Genomic DNA, 17220 nt, shown 5'->3' with positions numbered 1-17220 from the left:
TCGTCGCCGTGCACGCCGGAGACCGGTGCGCCGGCCCGAGCGGACCTCGGCGGGCACCGGTCCCCGCGGGGCTCAGGCCTCGGCGTCGTACGGCACTTCGCCGTGCTCGCTCACGCCGGCTCGCTGCCGGTAGGACAGGTGCCCACCGAGGTAGCCGCCGACGCTCACGACGGTCAGCCCGGCGAACCCGAGGAGCCTGCCGGCGCCGTGGTTGCCGCGCTTCCGCTGCAGCCAGGACAGGCCGTACAGCGAGATCCCGACCCAGTTCACGGCCTGGTGCACCCATCCGGTGCGGAGCTGCTCACGGTTCAGCTCCGACCAGTCGACGTACCCGGCGACGCTCGCGGTGCCCGCCGACGCGACGCCGACGCCGACGAGCGTCTTCGCGGCCTTCGCGTTGCCCGGGCCGCCGACCAGGTCGAGGACCGCTGCGGAGATCCAGGCACCCAGGGGCACCTGCACCATGAGCGGGTGGATCGGGTGGCCGAAGGGCACACCGTGCAGGAGCTGCCGGAGGGCACGGGGTCGAGCGACGGCGCGGACGAGCGCACGGTCGACGTCGACGGCTTTGTCGAGGATGCTGGCGCGCTCGATGGACTCGGTGATGCGACGGATGGCGCGGAACTCGGGCATGGAACCGACCGTAGGCCGGTGGCGCTGTGGCGGCCCACATCGGCGGGCGGCAGTGCGCTCCGCGGACCCCCTCGTCCGGTCGTCCGCCGTGCCGGACGCCCCGGGCGTCCGCCACCCGCCGCTGGTGCCCCCGGCGGACGGGAGGCCCGGGGCCGTTCCTGCGGACCGACACCGGGCCTCCCCCACCGACACTGCTTGCCCCGCCGGCACGGCCTGACCGCCGCTGACGCGGCGATCAGGTACCGGCGGCGTGGGCCGGTCCGGTCACTCCTCGACGAGCTCGGCGACCTCGAACGGTTCGACGACGAGCTGTTCGCCGTCCGCTGCCACGTCGACGCGGACCGTGTCGCCGTCCCGCACGTCGCCGGCGAGGATCGCGCGGGCGAGCTGGTCGTCGATCTGGCGCTGCATGAGGCGCCTGAGTGGACGGGCACCGTAGGCCGGGTCGTACCCGCGCTCGGCCAGCCAGGCGCGGGCGTCCGGCGTCACGGCGAGCTCGAGGCGACGACCGGAGAGCCGACGCGCCAGCCGGTCGACGTAGAGCGAGACGATCTGACTGAGGTCGTCCGGGGTGAGCGCCTGGAACACCACCATGTCGTCGAGGCGGTTGAGGAACTCCGGCCGGAACGTCTGCTGCACGAGCTCGCGGACGGCGCCCTCACGCTGTTCGGCGGTGAGGGCAGGGTCGGTGAGGAACTGCGACCCGAGGTTCGACGTGAGCACGAGGATCGTGTTCCGGAAGTCGACCGTCCGGCCCTGCCCGTCGGTCAGGCGACCGTCGTCGAGTACCTGCAGCAGGACGTCGAACACCTCGGGGTGGGCCTTCTCGATCTCGTCGAGGAGGATCACCGAGTACGGCCGACGTCGGACGGCCTCGGTGAGCTGACCGCCGGCCTCGTACCCGACGTACCCCGGAGGAGCACCGATCAGCCGCGCGACGGAGTGCTTCTCACCGTACTCGCTCATGTCGATGCGGACGAGGGCCTTCTCGTCGTCGAACAGGAACTCGGCGAGCGCCTTCGCCAGCTCGGTCTTGCCGACGCCGGTGGGGCCGAGGAACAGGAACGAGCCGGTGGGCCGGTCCGGGTCGGAGATCCCGGCGCGAGTGCGACGGACCGCCTCCGAGACGGCACTGACGGCGGTGCGCTGCCCGATGATGCGACGGCCGAGCTCGCTCTCGAGGTGCAGGAGTTTCTCGGTCTCGCCCTGCAGCAGTCGGCCGACCGGGATGCCGGTCCACTGCGCGATGACGGCAGCGATGTCCTCGTCGGTGACGCTGTCGTTCACCATGCGATCGGCGGACCCGGCCTGCTCGGCGGCGGCGAGTTCGGCCTCGATGCGGGGCTTCTCGCCGTACTCCAGCCGCGACACGGTCTCGTAGTCGGCCTCGCGCTGGGCGCGCTGCGACCGCATGTTGAGGTCGTCGAGCTGCTGCTTGAGCTCACCGATCCGGTTCAGGGTCGCGCGCTCGGCCTGCCACCGCGCCTCCAGGCCGTCGAGGAGTTCACCACGGGTGCGGAGTTCGTTCCGCAGGGTCTCGAGCCGGGCCTTCGAGGCGTCGTCCTTCTCCTGCTTCAACGCGAACTCCTCGACGCGGAGCCGGTCGACCGTGCGCTTGAGCTCGTCGATCTCGACCGGGCTGGAGTCGATCTCCATCCGCAGTCGGCTGGCGGCCTCGTCGATCAGGTCGATGGCCTTGTCGGGCAGCTGTCGGCCGGAGATGTAGCGGTCGGACAGTGCCGAGGCCGCGACCAGTGCGGAGTCGTTGATCGTCACCTTGTGGTGCGCCTCGTAGCGCTCCTTGAGGCCGCGGAGGATCGCGACGGTGTCCTCGACGCTCGGCTCCCCGACGTAGACCTGCTGGAAGCGTCGTTCGAGGGCGGCGTCCTTCTCGATGTACTCGCGGTACTCGTCGAGCGTCGTCGCACCGATCAGCCGGAGCTCGCCGCGGGCGAGCATCGGCTTGAGCATGTTCGACGCCGCGACCGACCCTTCGCCGCCACCGGCGCCCATCAGCGTGTGCAGCTCGTCGATGAACGTGATGACCTGGCCGTCGGAGTCGTCGATCTCCTTGAGGACGGCCTTGAGCCGCTCCTCGAACTCACCGCGGTACTTCGCGCCGGCGATGAGGGCGGACATGTCGAGCGACACGAGCCGCTTGTCCTTGAGGGAGTCCGCCACGTCACCGGCGACGATGCGCTGCGCGAGCCCCTCGACGACGGCGGTCTTGCCGACACCGGGCTCGCCGATGAGCACGGGGTTGTTCTTGGTACGGCGGGTGAGCACCTGCGACACCCGTCGGATCTCGGCGTCGCGGCCGATCACCGGGTCGAGCTTGCCGCTGCGGGCGACCGCGGTGAGGTCGACGCCGTACTGCTCGAGGGCGGTCTTCTGCTTCTCCTGCGAGTCAGGGGCGCCCTGGAGGTTCGCCATGCGTTGTCCTTTCCGTTGCGTCGGTCGTGTGGTCACGGAGTCATCGGACTCGCATTGAGTCCACCTGGCTCAACTTTACAACGGGCTGGTTTCTTCCGCTTCTGGTGATCGTACGTCCACGATGCCGATCGCACTCACCACGGCACCGGCCAGGAGCAGGACCGCCATCACCACCATCGCCCGGTGGACGCCGGCGACGCTCACCTCACCACCGAGCACGACACCCGCGAGCGCGACCGTGACCAGGCCGGCGATCCGGGCGACCGCGTTGTTGATCGCGGACCCGGCCCCGGCCTCGTGCTGCGGCACCGAGCCGAGCACCGCACTCGTCAGCGGCGAGACCATCAGGGTGATCCCGAACCCGACGAGCACCAGCCCGGGCAGCACCCCGGTCCAGTAGCCGCTCGGGTCCTCGCCGACCGTGACCATGAGGAGCGCACCGGCGGCGGCCACCGCAGGGCCCGCGGCCATGAACCACCGCGGGCCGAACCGTCCGGCCAGTCCGCCGACCGTGGTCGAGAGCAGCAGGAGCACCACGGTCGGCGGCAGGGTCGCGAGCCCCGCCACCCACGCAGGGAAAGACCAGACCTCCTGCAGGAACAGCGTGACGACGAAGAAGACCATGCCGAGCGCCCCGTAGATCGACAGCGTGGCGAGGTTGCCGACCGCGAAGTTCCGGGCCCGGAAGAGCGCGAGCGGCACGAGCGGCGACCCGGAGGTCCGCGTCACCCGGAGTTCCCACGGCACGAAGGCGAGGAGCGCCAGTGCGCCGACGACCAGCGCCGCGACGACGATCGGTGCACCCCACCCCAGGCGCTCCTGCTCGATGAGCCCGAGCACCACCCCACCCACCCCGACGACGGCCAGGACTGCGCCGACCACGTCCACCCGGGGGCGGTCCCCCGCGACGACGTCGCCCGAGATCCGCCGGACCAGCGGGATCGTCACCGCGATCGGCACCGCCGTGACGACGAAGATCCACCGCCAGCCGATGCCGTCCACGATGAGCCCGCCCACGACCGGGCCGAGGATCGACGCCGCGCTCGACCAGGCCGTCCACGTGCCGATCGCCTTCGCTTGCACGGCCCCGCGGAACGCCGCCACGATGAGTGCCAGTGCACTCGGCGTGACGAGCGCTCCGCCGACGCCCTGGAACGCCCGGGCGACGACGAGGACCTCTCCGGTCGGGGCGATCGCGCACACCACCGAGGCGATGCCGAACACGACGAGCCCCCACGTGATGATGCGCACCCGGCCGAACAGGTCCGAGAGCGAGCCGGCGACGAGGATCAGCGAACCGAGCGTCACCAGGTAGGCGTCGACGGTCCACTGCTGCACGACCAGTCCGCCGCCGAGCTCGGTGCGGATCGCGGGCAGGGCCACGTTGACGACGCTGGAGTCCAGGCCGACGACGAACGAGGACAGGATCGCGACCACGAGCACGAGTCGGCGGTCGTCGTGGAGGGGTGCCGTGCCTCCCGACCGGTCGGCGGCGGGGCGGGCAGACGTCATGGTGCCATCATGCGCCGCCGGACGACCGCGTGGTGGCGGAGCGCAGGACGACGACAGCCTCCGGGCGACCTGCGGAGGAGCAGGTGCACGGAGGCTGTCGGTCCCGGGGCCGGGATGCCGAACGGTCGGCGGTCTGGAGGCGCTACTGGGGGCGCGAGTCGTTGTTCGGCTGCACCGAGGGGCCGGGGTTGACGACCGGCTGCTGCACCGGGGCGGCCTGCTGCGCCGTCGCGCCGTAGCCCGCTGCGTCGGTCACGTCCGGCGTCGTCGGCTTCTTGCGGTCGTCGGTGTCCATCTCCTTCTTGAAGATGTTGATGGACTGACCCAGGCCCTTCGCGAGTGCCGGCAACTTCGTCGCACCGAACAACAGCAGCACGATGCCGAGGATGATCACCAGGTGGAGTCCGGTGAGGCCTTGGAACATGATGTCTCCTTCGGTACTGGGACTGATCGCGTGGTCCGGTCATCGTCGACCGGCGCGGCGGCGTCCCGCTGTCCGACCATGCTAACTCGCGGGGGCCGAGAAACCCAGGCGGGCAGTGCAACGGACACCGATCGTCCAGGGTGGCCCGACGCGACGCCTCAGTACGCGCCGCGCGACCGGAGGACCGACGGCACCGTGCGGGCCAGGATGACGAGATCGTGCAGGAAGGACCAGTTCTCGACGTAGTGCAGGTCGAGCCGGACCCCTTCGGCCCAGTCCAGGTCGGACCGTCCACTCACCTGCCAGAGCCCGGTGATGCCCGGGGTCACGAGCAACCGGCGCTCCGCGTAGTCCGCGTAGACAGCGACTTCGCCGGGGAGCGCCGGGCGTGGACCGACCATGCTCATCGAACCGGTCAGGACGTTCCACAGCTGCGGGAGCTCGTCGAGCGACGTCCGACGGAGGAACGCGCCGACGCGGGTGACCCGCGGATCGGCCTGGAGCTTGAAGAGCGGGCCGGAACCCTCGTTCGCCGCGAGCAACTCGGCCTTCCGGTCCTCGGCGTCGACGCACATGGTCCGGAACTTGACGATGGAGAACTCCGAACCGCCGCGCCCGACGCGCTGCTGACGGAACAACACCGGTCCGCCGTCGTCCAGACGGATCGCCACCGCGATCGCCGCGGCGACCGGAGCCAGCAGCACGAGGCCACACAGTGCCCCGACGACGTCGAAGGCCCGCTTGCTCGGACGTCGCGTGTAGTCCGGCGTCTCGACGTGCATCAGCGGGAGACCGTCGACGGCTCGGTGGTGCACGCGCGCGGCGGCGACGTCCACGAGCGGAGAGGAGACGACGAGCTCGATGCCGTGACGCTCCATCTCCCACCCCAACCGCCGCAGACGCTCATGACCGCCGGGGACCGCGCCGGCGAAGACGACCGCACGGACGCCGGCACTGCGGGCGACGGCGAGGACGTCGTCGACGTGGCCGAGCACCGGGACGCGGGTCGTCCCGTCCAAGGCCACGTGCCCACTCGGGCGACCCTCGGTGAGGACACCGCGCACCCGGTACCCGGCTGCCGGTGACGCCTCGATCCGGTTCCCGACGTACTCGACGTCGTCCAGATCACCCACGAGGAGGACGTCGACCAGGTGGAGACCCCGGGCCCGACGGCGGACGAGCGCCGTCCGCCAGGTCTTCCTGCCGATGGCGAGCAACACGAACGCGAGCGGGAGCGCGACGGCGACGTACCCGCGGCTGATCTGCAGGTCGAGCAGGAACGCGGTCACGGCGAGGGTGCCGCCGGTCGTGAGCGACGCGAAGAGCAACCGCCGGTACTCGTCGCCGCCGACCCCGACGACGCGCGGGTCACGAGTCCGCATCGTCGCGAGCAGGACTGCCCAGAACCCGATGGTCACCAGACCCACGAGCCAGTCGACGCTGACGGGGGGACGCACGAGCGAACCGTCCGGGAACCTGACGATGTGCGCAGCGGCGAACGCGATGAGCAGTGCCCCCACATCCGTCACGGCCATGACGAACGGGACGGAGACGAGACGCTTCGGTGTGGACACCTGCGTCCGGGAGCAGGTCCCGGGGGTCGACCGGGTCGACCGGGTCGATCGGGTCGACCGGGTGGACCGGGTGGACCGGGTGGACCGGGTGGACCGGGGAAGGGTCTGGGACAACGGGCCTCCTGATCTCGGGCGACCCGCAACTGCAGCCGCCGTCGGCGACGGATCGACCGACGCTCAGACGACCAGTATACGTCCTTTGAATATCACATGCAGGCAGACGGTCAGTCGGCGAGCACGCGGTCGAGTGTCCAGAGCACCGGTGCCGAGGTCAGGGCCGCGGCGTCCGCCTCCGTGACGCCCGCGACGCGGTACTCCACCCGCTCGCCGGGCAGCAGCGTCATGAACCCCCGGTCCACGGTGCCGGTCGGGGACACCCGGTCCGGCTGCACGAGCAGGTCCCGCACGAGCGACTCCGCCTCGACGACCATCCGGACGCCGGAGCGGTCCGGCTCGTCCGCCATGGTCACCCGGTAGTGGGCCGGCTGCCAGCGCATGTCCTGGTCGGGCGCCGGCGTCCACACCGCTCGACGCCAGTCCATGTCCGCCACGATCAACTCACCGCGCGGGTCCGCCACGACGCCGACCGAGGCCGGCAGCCGCACCACGGCGACTCCGGGGCCGTCCAGGAGCACCGGCAGGTACTCCTCGGCCAGGATCTGCCCGGCCAGGTCGATGCGCCGCACGCGGACCACCGAGTCGATGCCGTTCCGCGCGGACCGGACGGCGACCTCGACCGGGGAGCCGTCGGCGTCGGGAACCGGCAGCTGCGCGGTCGGCGGGTGCGCGCCTCCCGTCCGGTCCTCGCGCTCCGCGCCCGGCGCGAGCGGCGTGATCGTGGTGACCACGGTCGAGACCGGACGGATCGTCAGCAGGACGTCGTCGTACAGGCGACGCAGCTCGTGCGCGAGCGGCTTGCGGCGCCCCGCCGAGTCGATCGCCGACCACGACGACACCGGCCACAGGTCGTTGAGCTGCCAGACGACGACGCCGGTGGTTCGCGGCCAGTGCGTCCGCCAGTGCTCGACACCGGTCGCGATCGCGCGTGCCTGCTGCAGCTGGGTGAGCCAGTGCCAGCGGTCGAAGTCGGTGTCCCGACCTCCGCCGAACCGGGGCTCCAGGCCGCGGGCGAGCTTGCCCATGCCGTCGTCGGCCTTCTGGTGGTGCACGACCCCGGGAGAGGTCGGGGTCATCGGGTCGTCCGTGACGGCCTCGCGGAGGGTCCGCCACGCGGGCGGCGCCTGCCAACCGAACTCGGACACGAAGCGCGGCACCGAGTCGCGGTAGTGCTCGTCCGACACCCGGTTCCAGACGTCCCACGAGTGGTGCGTCTCGTGGTCCACGTCGTTCGGAGCCAACGCCTCGTCACCGGACCAGGGCGACGCCACCGTGTAGAACCGCGACGGGTCCACGGCGTCGACGATCGTCGGCAGCAGGTCGAGGTAGTAGTCGAGCCCCCAGCCGCGGTCGCCGAGCTCGTCGCCCCACCCGTCGGCGTCGTGCAACCAGATGTTCTCGTTGTTGCCGTTCCAGACCACGAGGGACGGGTGCCGGGCCAGGCGGCCGACGTTGTCCCGCGCCTCCGCGATGACCTCGCTGCGGATCGGTTCGATCTCGGGGTACGAGGCGCAGGCGAACAGGAAGTCCTGCCACACCAGCAGCCCGAGTTCGTCGCAGCGCTCGTAGAAGTCGTGCGACTCGTAGACGCCGCCGCCCCACACCCGCACCAGGTTCGCGTTGAGCATCACCGCCGCGTCGAGCCGCTCGGCGTACCGCTCCTTCGTCACCCGGGAGACGATCACGTCGTCCGGGATCCAGTTCACGCCACGGACGTCGATCAGGGTGCTGTTCACCCGGATCGCGAAGGGACGACCGACCGAGTCCTCGGCCGTGTCCACGTGCACCGAGCGGAAGCCCGTCCGGAAGGACGAGCGGTCGAGGACGTCCCCGTCCACGGTCTGCAGGTGCACCTCGACGTCGTAGAGCGGCTGGGGGCCGTACCCGCGCGGCCACCAGAGTTCGGCCTCGGGGATCCGGACCGTCACGACGGCCTCGTCCTCCTTCGGCGTCACGTTCACCCGCGAGCGCTGCTTCGTGCCGTGACCGGACACCGTGACGACGAGCACCAGGTCGTCGTCCTCCCCGTCCTGGTCCAGGTCGTTCATGCCGGAGCGCTCGAACGCGATGTGGGCGTCGAGGACACCTTCCCCCGCTTCGACGTCGACCAGCGGCCGGACGTCGCGCAGTCGTGCGGTGGACCAGCGCTCGATGGCGACCGGACGCCACGGGCCGCTCGTCACCGCCGTCAGACCCCAGTCCCAGCCGAAGTTCGACGCCTGCTTCCGCACGTACGGGAACGGCTCGTCGTACGGGCCGGGCATCGTGCCCGCGCGGGCGGCGACCCGCTCGGCCTCGCGGTACGGTGACTCGAACAGGACCTCGAGCTCGCGGTCGGTGCTCGCGTTCGTCCCGTCGGTCAGGTCGAGCAGGTCGAAGCGGTAGCGACGGTGCATGTTCCGGGTGGTCCCCACCTGCACGCCGTCGAGCGTCAGGGTGGCGACGGTGTCGAGACCGTCACAGACCAGGTCGACGCGTTCGAACCCGCGCGGGTCCACGTCGACGGTCCGTCGGTAGACCCAGTCGGTCTGTCCGACCCACGCGGTCGACGACTCGTTGCGGTCGAACGCGGGGTCCGGCAGCAGCCCCTCACGCTCGAGGTCGATGTGCACCTGGCCGGGCACCGTCGCCGGGATGGCCCGGCCGCGCACCGCCTGCGGGAGGTCGGCGCGCGCGTCCTCCTCGGCCGCGGACACGGTCCAGTCGTCGCGGAGTTCCTCGCGTTCGAGGGTCATGCGGGTCCTTCTCTGCTGGCGGATCGGTCCGCATCGAGCACGGTCCGGGACGTCGTCCGACACTCCGGCACCTCGTCGGCCACGGCCGGGAGGCACGGCACCGGTCGCCCGGGCGTCGCCACGTCGCGCACGCGGACCGGCGGGCGGTCGCACGTGAGGATGCTCGGTGATGCTAGTACGGCTGCCCGGCATCGTGGTCCGAGGTGCGGAACGTGCGGTCCACCGGCCGCGACCTCCACGGTCACCTGCCACGGGCCTCCCGGCCGGACCGCACCCCCGAGTGCCAGGGTGGAGCGCATGATCAGCGTCGAACTCGCCCGCTCCCTGCGTGACGCCGGCCTCCGCTGGCACCCGGACACCGGCGACCGCTTCGTCATCGACAAGCCGGGCGTCGACGAGGACGTCTACACCGTGTCCGAGATGACCGTCGAACGGCACGACCACCCGACCGGCACGATCCTGGGCTTCAACGGCACGACGGAGTGGGCGCTCGACTCGGTGACGGCGGACGAGTCGCTCTGGCTCCCCCGCGAGGACCAGTTGCGCGACCTCCTGGGGCCCGCGTTCGTCGGACTGACCCGGACGGTCACGCCGGCCGGAGGCGCCCTGCACACGGTGTCGGCGACGATCGGTGGGGCCGACCGGACGTTCGCCGCGACGGACCCGGCGATCGCGTACGGCGAGGCGCTGGTGGCCTACATCGCCGCGGCGCTCGAGTAGTCACCGGGCCCTGGGTCTTCCCGCAACGTCTGTGAGCTGCGCGGGTGTTGTCTGGGGACATGACCGTTCCGAACATCACGCTCAACGACGGACGCACGATCCCCCAGCTCGGCTTCGGCGTCTTCCAGATCGACCCCTCCGAGACGAAGGCCGCCACCCTGGCCGCGCTCGAGGTCGGCTACCGCCACATCGACACCGCCGAGATGTACGGCAACGAGAAGGAGGTCGGCGAGGCCATCGCGGAGTCCGGCATCGACCGCTCCGAGATCTTCGTCACGTCGAAGCTCAACAACGGCTTCCACGACCCGCAGCTCGCCGCCGAGAACGGCAAGAAGTCGGCCGACCTGCTCGGCGGCTACACCGACCTGTTCCTCATCCACTGGCCGCTCCCGACGGTGAGTGACTTCGTCCCGACGTGGAAGGCGCTCGAGGAGCTCTACCACGCCGGTACGGCGCGTTCGATCGGCGTCAGCAACTTCCAGGCGCACCACCTCAACCGCCTCGCTGCCGAGACGACGGTCACCCCGGCCGTCAACCAGATCGAGGTGCACCCGTACCTCGTGCAGGACGAGCTCCGCGCCTACGGTCGCGAGCACGGCATCGCGACCGAGGCCTGGTCCCCGATCGCGCAGGGCCTCGTCCTCGACGACGAGACCATCGTCCGCATCGCCGGAGCCACGGGCAAGACCCCGGCACAGGTCGTCCTCCGCTGGCACATCCAGCGTGGCGACATCGTCTTCCCGAAGTCGGTCACCCGCTCCCGCGTCGAGGAGAACTTCGCGATCTTCGACTTCGAGCTCTCCGACGAGGACATGACGGACATCACGACCCTCGACAAGGGTCACCGCACCGGCCCGGACCCGGACACGTTCGACTACGTCCCGGCCTGAGCCTCCCGGCTCGCCGACCGCGCCGGCCCCGCGCCCGTCACACGACGGGGCGGGGCCGTTCGCTGTCCGGAAGGGCTTCAGTGCCGAGCGACCGAGGCGGTCACTGTGTACTTGGCCGTCCGCGCGACCTGACGGGTGGGTCCGACCGTGCGCTCGAGCACCGGGCGGTAGCGCAGGTGCGAGTTCCAGACCGTCCACAGCTCACCGCCGGGTCGGAGGATCGCGGCCGCGTTCCGGAACATCGCCTCGGCCGCGTCCGTGGTCACCGTGGTGTCGGCGTGGAACGGCGGGTTGCAGAGCACCAGGTCGGCGGTGTCCGCGTCGAGCTCGTCGCCGGCGTCACTGCGGATCGTCCGGACACGTTCGCCGACGCCGTTGGCGTCGGCAGTCGACCGCGCTGAGGCGATCGCCGCCGCCGACACGTCGGTCGCCACGACGCGGACGTGCGCGCGGCGGCGAGCGAGGACGGTCGCGACGACGCCGTTGCCACACCCGAGGTCGACGGCGTCCCTGGCGGTGGGGACCGCAGCCTCTGCAGCCTCGAGGAGCACCCGGGTGCCGAGGTCGAGCGACGTCCCCGCGAAGACGCCGCCGTGCGCGGTGATCGTCACGTCGAGGTCGTCCTGGTGGACACGGCGCGGCCACGGGTCGGCGCGGTCGGCCTCCGCGGCGGCGTCCTGCCGAGGATCCGACGCGATGAGCAACCGGGACTTCCCCCGGCCACGGCTCGCGGTGACCTCGCCGAACCAGCGGCGGAGCAGGTCGTTCTGCGAGAGCGTCATGTACTTTGTCCGGCCGCCGCACACGAGCACGACGTCGGGGGCAGCCCAGCGTGCGACGGCCCGGGCGACCTCGTCCAGGCGATCATGCCCCTTCGTCAGCCGCAGGAGCACGAGCCGAGCGTCCCGGAACGCCTCCTCGAAGCCCTCGGGGTGGTGGAACCCGCGCCGGCCGAACGTCCCGGCGCTGGCCTCGAGCGCACGCTCCCCCACGAGCGAATCCTGGACGACCCGCACGTCGGAGGCGCCGTGCAGGGCGAGGACGCCGAGCGTGAGCACGCCGTACCGGTCGTCGACGACCGTGACCGCGCCGGGGTGCCGCAGGGCGTCGCCGTGGAGGTGCGGCACCTCGTCGAGCAGGAAGCGGTCCGTCCCGTCGATCGCGATGAGGTCCGGGCCGTGTTCCCGGGAGTCGCGCCGGAAGTGGTCGGCGAAGTCGAAGGACGGCACGGTCCGAGGGTAGTGGTCGCGAGCTGTCGAGCACCGCCGGATGGACAGTCGCCGGTATATCACACGTGACGCAGGCTGGGCGGGACCCTACGCTCGGGATCGTCCGGACCGACCGGGCTTCAGCCGAGGGGCGAGAGGGGCCGATGTTCGCACCGCGATCCGACACCAGGCCGTTGCTGCGTGACCTCGCCCGGGAGCGCCTCCGGGTCGAGATCATGCGCGGGTCCCTGTGCCCCGGCGACCGCCTCGACGACGAGGACCTCGCGGTCCGACTCGGATGCTCCCGGACGCCGGTGCGCGAGGCCCTGGCGGACTTGGCGCACCTCGGCCTGGTCGAGCTGCGGGCGAACCGGTACACACGGGTCGCCGTGCCCGCGCGTGAGGACGTCGTGCCGGCGCTCCAAGCGCTCGGTCTGCTCTTCGGCGGCGTCGTCCGTATCGTGGTGCCACGGCTCGGCGACCGGAGCCGAGCCGTGCTCTTCCGGCGCCTCGGCGTTCTGCTCGACTGCCTGGAGACACCGTCGTGGCGCTCGTCGGCGGACGCCGCGACCCCGGTCTACCGGACCTTCATCCAGGAGTGCCGGAACCCGATGCTCACGGCGACGCTGCACGGGTCACTCGACGGCCTGACGTTCCGGCTACGGCACGAGGAACTCGACGCCGTGCTGCCGTGGCCGGACATCCGGAACAGCGTCGTCGCCCTCCGCGTGGCCGTGGACTGCCGCGACGGCCGGCTGGCAGAACGGGCGACGTGGGCGGCGCACCTGCTCCCCGACCCGGACGCGGCGGACCGCTGACATGTGCTCGTCGTGCATCCGCGCCGTCATTGCACACGTGCGGTCCGCCCGGCCCGGTGCACCGCTCGACCCGGGAACCCCCCAGGAGGCGAACCGGCACTGTGCGTCCGCGGGCGCAGACTTCGACGCGCTCTTCGACGACCCGCTACCGTGACGGGACGATCGCCGGCATCGGAGGCGATCACGCACGCGAGGACGAGAGCGGGCCCGGGCCTGCACGCCGAGCATGCAGGCCCGGGCCCGGGCATCACTGGCCGCGCAAGGACACGGTGTCCGTCGTCGTGTTGGCACCGCGGGACTTCGCCGTCGCGAGGAGCGCCTGGTTCCGCACCTCGAGCGCCGGTGTCGTGATCGCCCAACGACCGGCGTCGTTCGCGGTCACGGTGCCGAGGTCGCTCCCCGCCACGCCCTGCTCGCTGAGCCGGACGACGGCATGCGGGGCCGCGGTGCCGACGATGCGGACCTCGGGGTACACCGGCGGGATGACGAACCCGTTGCCGGGCGACGTGATCCGGACCCCGGGACCGTAGTCGATGTCGACCGACGCCCGTGCGGCCGGGACGCCGGCGCCCGACTGTTCGACCTCGACCCGCCGCACGCCACCGCGGTCGGGTGCGGCCAGCGTCACCGACCACGCCCCCGCCGGGTCGACCGTCGCGTGCGCGAGCTCATCGTCGCCGTCGCGCACGACGACCGTGGCCCCGGGAGCACCGTTCCCGCCCACGGTCACCGGCTTCGTCACGTCGTCGGGGAAGGATGCCGTTGCGCTGAACGCCGGCGCGGGGACGTCGACCACGACCGAGGCTGTGCCGATCGACTGCGCGCCGGCGAACGCCTCGACCCGCACGGCGTTCTGCCCGAACACCAACCCGTCGACGTCGAGCGTCCACGAGCCGTTCGACGGCCGGACGATCCGCTTCTCCTCCACGCCGTTCCGGGTCCAGACGACGTCGATGCTCGTCGCGCGGTTCGGTGCTTTCCCGGAGACCGTCGCCGTCCGCGCGACCGGGTCGACGTGCGACGCGGTCGCCGTGAGCGCCTGGTCGGTGATGGTGACCGACACGGGCTTCTGGTCGCGGTAGGTGCCGTCGACGTACTGCTGGTACGTGCGTGTGTTCGTCCCGACGCTGAGGCCGGTCAGGGTGTGCGACCAGGTGCCGGACGAGTCCGCCTTCGCGACCTCGTCACCGTTCAGGCGGATCGATGCACTGGGAGTCGCGGACCCTTGGACGCGAGCGGTGCGGGCGACGTCGTCCTTGCTCGCCACCGACACGTTCAGCGCTCGCGGGGCGTACGGGCGCGTGATGGTGCCCACGGAGGCGCTCCGACCGAGGTTGTAGTAGCAGTTGATGAGGTCACAGGCCTCGCTCAGCACGACGCCGTCGGAGCGTGACGTCCCCTCGGCCCAGTTCGACGGCCAACGGACGAAGTACCCGTTCCGGGTGTTCACCTGCCATTTGTCGACCTGGGCGCTGAGGACGCGGACCCACGACTTGCAGTAGGTCGCGAGGGTGCACTGCGGTGTCGCGTACACCGTGAAGCCCTCGGTGCTCGTCTCGACGCGGACGCCGATCGGCACATGCGGGATCGTCCTGGTCGACGACCCCTCAGGCGCACCGCGCTGCTCGGCGGACTCGTGCTGCGGGAGTTCCGCAGCGGTGGCACCGGTGACCGGACTGACGAGTGTGCTGATGGCGATGAGCGCTGCCGTCACGGCCGCGATGACGGATGGTCGGGATCGCATGGTTCCTCCTCGGTGTCGATGGGTGACTCGAACGAGCCACCTCGAAGCTACCGAAGAGGTATGTCACATGTCACCGGAGAAGGGAGTCAGCGCGGCGGGCGGTAGAGCACCACGGCGTTGTTGCGCTGCGGTCGCATGCCGGCTCGGAGTGAGACCGCCGCTCCGGTGGTCGTCGCTGCGAAGACGCGTGCGCCCGGCCGGTTGATGAGCTGGTCGGCGAGCGCGGTCTCGAGCTCGCGGACGCGGGTCCGCAGCAGGGCGTTCTCGTTCTCGAGGTCCAGCACCCGGCGGATCCCCTCGAGGGACACGCCCTCGGACCCGAGCCGCGCGATCTCCCGGAGCTGCGTGATGTCGCGCATCGAGTACCGACGCGAACCACCACGGGTACGCCCGGGCACGACGAGGCCGAGCCGGTCGTACTGCCGCAGGGTCTGCGGGTGCATCTCGGCGAGCTCGGCTGCGACCGCGATCGCGAAGACGGGCGAGTTCTCGTCCATGTCGGCCATCAGAGCGCTCCTTGCCGGATCGACTGGAGGCCCGGTGCGGTTCCCTGACGGAGCCACACCGGGCCTCCCAGCTGGGTGTGGTGCGCGCTACTCGCGCGCCCTGGCGAGGAGGTCCTCGCGGGGGTCCTCGTCCGGCAGGGCGTCCGCGAGGGCGTCGAGCGCTGCGCGTGCCTTGTCGGACAAGTGGGAGGGGACGGCGACCTGGACGGTGGCGAGCAGGTCACCGGTGCCGTTCTTGCCCGGGACGCCCCGGCCCTTGACGCGGAGGACCCGGCCCGAGGGCGTGCCCGGCGCGACCCGCAGTTTGACGGGTTCACCACCGAGCGTGGGCACCTGGATCGTGGCACCGAGCGCAGCCTCGACGAACGTCACGGGGACGTCCACGCGGAGGTTCTGCCCGTCGCGCTCGAACACCGGGTGCTTGCGGACGGAGACGGTGACCACCAGGTCGCCGGCCTCGCCGCCGTCGGGGCTCTGTTCACCCCGACCTCGCAGCCGGATCTTCTGCCCGTCGGCGACGCCCGCGGGGATGCGGACGTTCACCGGCCGGCCGTTGCCCTGCGCCAGCTTGACCGTGTCGCCGGCGATCGCGGTGGCGAAGTCGAGCGTCGTCGTCGCGGTGACGTCGCGCCCCTTCGTCGGTCCGCCGAAGCCCCGGAAGCCGCCGGAGTTCTGGCCGAAGCCGCCCCCGCCGAACATGCCGCCGAGGATGTCCTCGAACCCGCCGGCACCACCGGCGCCGCCCTGGCCGAAGCGCACGCGCTGTCCGCCGCCGCCTCCACCGAACATGCCGCCGAAGACGTCCTCGAAGCCGCCCTGGCCGCCCGGCCCACCCGAGGTGAACCGAGCGCCGGAGCCCATCGCGCGGACCTGGTCGTACTCCTTGCGCTGCTCCTTGTCGGAGAGCACCGAGTACGCCTCGCTGATCTCCTTGAACTTCGACTCTGCAGCAGCGTCACCCGGGTTGGAGTCCGGGTGGTACTGCCGCGCGAGCTTGCGGTACGTCTTCTTCAGATCAGCCTCGGAGGCGTCCTTCGACACCCCGAGCACTGCGTAGAAGTCCTTGTCGAACCAGTCCTGACTGGCCACGGCTCACCTCCCTTCCACCGTCGCCGACCCTCAGGCCGGCACCGCCACGGCGACCTTGGCCGCACGGAGCACGCGGTCACCGAGCTTGTAGCCCGGCTCGACGACGTCCGCCACGGTCTGGCCGGTCGCACCCGGCGTGGGCAGCTGGACGATCGCCTCGTGCACGTTCGGGTCGAAGGTCTCGCCCTTCTCGCCGATCTGCACGAGCTTGAACTTGTCGAACCCGCTGCGGAGCTTCTGGGCGATGACCTGCATCGGCCCCTCGGCGAGGTCGCCGTGCGACTCGGCCCGGTTCAGGTCGTCGAGGGCGGGGAGCAGTGCACGCACCACCTCGGCGATGACGGCCTCGCGGTTGGCGTCCCGGTCACGCTCGACGCGCTTCCGGAAGTTCACGAGCTCGGCCTGGGCGCGGAGCATGTCCGTCCGCATCTCGCCGACGAGGTCGCGGTCGGACGGCGAGAGCCGGTCCTCGGCGATGCCGGTCGCTGCGTCAGCCAGGAGCGCCTCGTCCTCGGGGGTCAGGTCGTTCGCCGGCGCGGTGTCCGTCGACACCTCGACGTCCGGACCCTCGGCCTCGATGAGGTCCTCGGCGCCGTCGACGTCAGCCGTCGCGCCGTCCTCGGAGCCCTCGACCGGGTTGCCCGGTGTCTGTCCGCCCGCTGCCTGTCCGCCCTGGGGGGCGGAGCCGGCGGACCCGGCGGGCCCGGCGGAAGCGTCCGCCGGGCCGGAACCGGTCTGCCCACCGTCAGCCGAGCCTCCGGGCAGGTCGGCGCCGTCGTGCTGCGGGTCCTGCGGGTTCTCGTTGCTGGTGGTCATG

General features: G+C 71.4%; 14 protein-coding genes. 3 read left to right on the top strand and 11 right to left on the bottom strand.

Annotation, left to right across the window (positions count from 1 at the left end; all coding sequences use genetic code 11):
- Positions 1–72 precede the first annotated feature (72 nt).
- The 6 genes from DEJ18_RS02300 to DEJ18_RS02275 all read right to left on the bottom strand — a co-directional run bounded on the left by DEJ18_RS02300 (position 73) and on the right by DEJ18_RS02275 (position 9428).
- Positions 73–633: a DUF2231 domain-containing protein gene (locus DEJ18_RS02300; protein ID WP_111209397.1), complete on the bottom strand. Its 561-nt coding sequence runs from the start codon at positions 631–633 to the stop codon at positions 73–75.
- A gap of 264 nt (positions 634–897) precedes the next feature.
- A complete protein-coding gene (locus DEJ18_RS02295) occupies positions 898–3066 on the bottom strand; it encodes an ATP-dependent Clp protease ATP-binding subunit (protein ID WP_111209396.1) in 2169 nt (722 codons plus the stop codon).
- A gap of 75 nt (positions 3067–3141) precedes the next feature.
- Entirely contained in the window at positions 3142–4578 is a 1437-nt protein-coding gene (locus DEJ18_RS02290; RefSeq protein WP_111209395.1) for an MFS transporter, read from the bottom strand.
- Positions 4579–4720: 142 nt separating this feature from the next.
- The gene (gene tatA / locus DEJ18_RS02285) at positions 4721–5002 is read right to left on the bottom strand and encodes a twin-arginine translocase TatA/TatE family subunit (RefSeq protein ID WP_111209394.1); all 282 of its coding nucleotides are present in this window, start codon (positions 5000–5002) and stop codon (positions 4721–4723) included.
- Between the two features lie 158 nt (positions 5003–5160).
- Positions 5161–6576, bottom strand: a complete 1416-nt coding sequence (locus DEJ18_RS02280) for a sugar transferase (RefSeq protein WP_181434101.1) — start codon at positions 6574–6576, stop codon at positions 5161–5163.
- A gap of 224 nt (positions 6577–6800) precedes the next feature.
- Positions 6801–9428 carry a glycoside hydrolase family 2 protein gene (locus DEJ18_RS02275; protein WP_111209392.1) on the bottom strand — a complete coding sequence of 876 codons (2628 nt, stop codon included), beginning with the start codon at positions 9426–9428 and terminating at the stop codon, positions 6801–6803.
- Between the two features lie 297 nt (positions 9429–9725).
- Between DEJ18_RS02275 and DEJ18_RS02270 the strand changes: the two genes are divergently transcribed.
- Positions 9726–10148, top strand: a complete 423-nt coding sequence (locus DEJ18_RS02270; protein WP_111209698.1) for a pilus assembly protein CpaE — start codon at positions 9726–9728, stop codon at positions 10146–10148.
- 59 nt (positions 10149–10207) lie between these two features.
- On the top strand, positions 10208–11038 hold the full coding sequence (locus DEJ18_RS02265) for an aldo/keto reductase (protein WP_111082604.1): 831 nt from the start codon (positions 10208–10210) through the stop codon (positions 11036–11038).
- A 77-nt stretch (positions 11039–11115) separates the two neighbouring features.
- On the opposite strand, the gene DEJ18_RS02260 is transcribed toward DEJ18_RS02265, so the two are convergent.
- A complete protein-coding gene (locus tag DEJ18_RS02260; RefSeq protein ID WP_111209391.1) occupies positions 11116–12267 on the bottom strand; it encodes a class I SAM-dependent methyltransferase in 1152 nt (383 codons plus the stop codon).
- A gap of 143 nt (positions 12268–12410) precedes the next feature.
- Here DEJ18_RS02260 and DEJ18_RS02255 point away from each other — a divergent pair, with 143 nt between their 5' ends.
- Positions 12411–13064 (top strand): GntR family transcriptional regulator, encoded by a 654-nt coding sequence (locus tag DEJ18_RS02255; protein ID WP_111209390.1) that lies wholly within the window; start codon positions 12411–12413, stop codon positions 13062–13064.
- Positions 13065–13311: 247 nt separating this feature from the next.
- On the opposite strand, the gene DEJ18_RS02250 is transcribed toward DEJ18_RS02255, so the two are convergent.
- The 4 genes from DEJ18_RS02250 to grpE form a co-directional block, all read right to left on the bottom strand.
- Positions 13312–14808 (bottom strand): hypothetical protein, encoded by a 1497-nt coding sequence (locus DEJ18_RS02250; protein WP_111209389.1) that lies wholly within the window; start codon positions 14806–14808, stop codon positions 13312–13314.
- Positions 14809–14894: 86 nt separating this feature from the next.
- Entirely contained in the window at positions 14895–15305 is a 411-nt protein-coding gene (locus DEJ18_RS02245) for a heat shock protein transcriptional repressor HspR (protein WP_111082632.1), read from the bottom strand.
- 96 nt (positions 15306–15401) lie between these two features.
- Positions 15402–16403: a DnaJ C-terminal domain-containing protein gene (locus DEJ18_RS02240; RefSeq protein ID WP_111082601.1), complete on the bottom strand. Its 1002-nt coding sequence runs from the start codon at positions 16401–16403 to the stop codon at positions 15402–15404.
- Positions 16404–16433: 30 nt separating this feature from the next.
- Positions 16434–17219, bottom strand: a complete 786-nt coding sequence (gene grpE / locus DEJ18_RS02235) for a nucleotide exchange factor GrpE (RefSeq protein ID WP_111209388.1) — start codon at positions 17217–17219, stop codon at positions 16434–16436.
- Position 17220: the final 1 nt, after the last annotated feature.

The organism is Curtobacterium sp. MCSS17_015 (genome assembly GCF_003234265.2).
Taxonomy (GTDB): Bacteria; Actinomycetota; Actinomycetes; order Actinomycetales; family Microbacteriaceae; genus Curtobacterium.
Note: the sequence above shows the minus strand (reverse complement) of the source record. Positions and strands in the feature narration are given on the sequence as shown.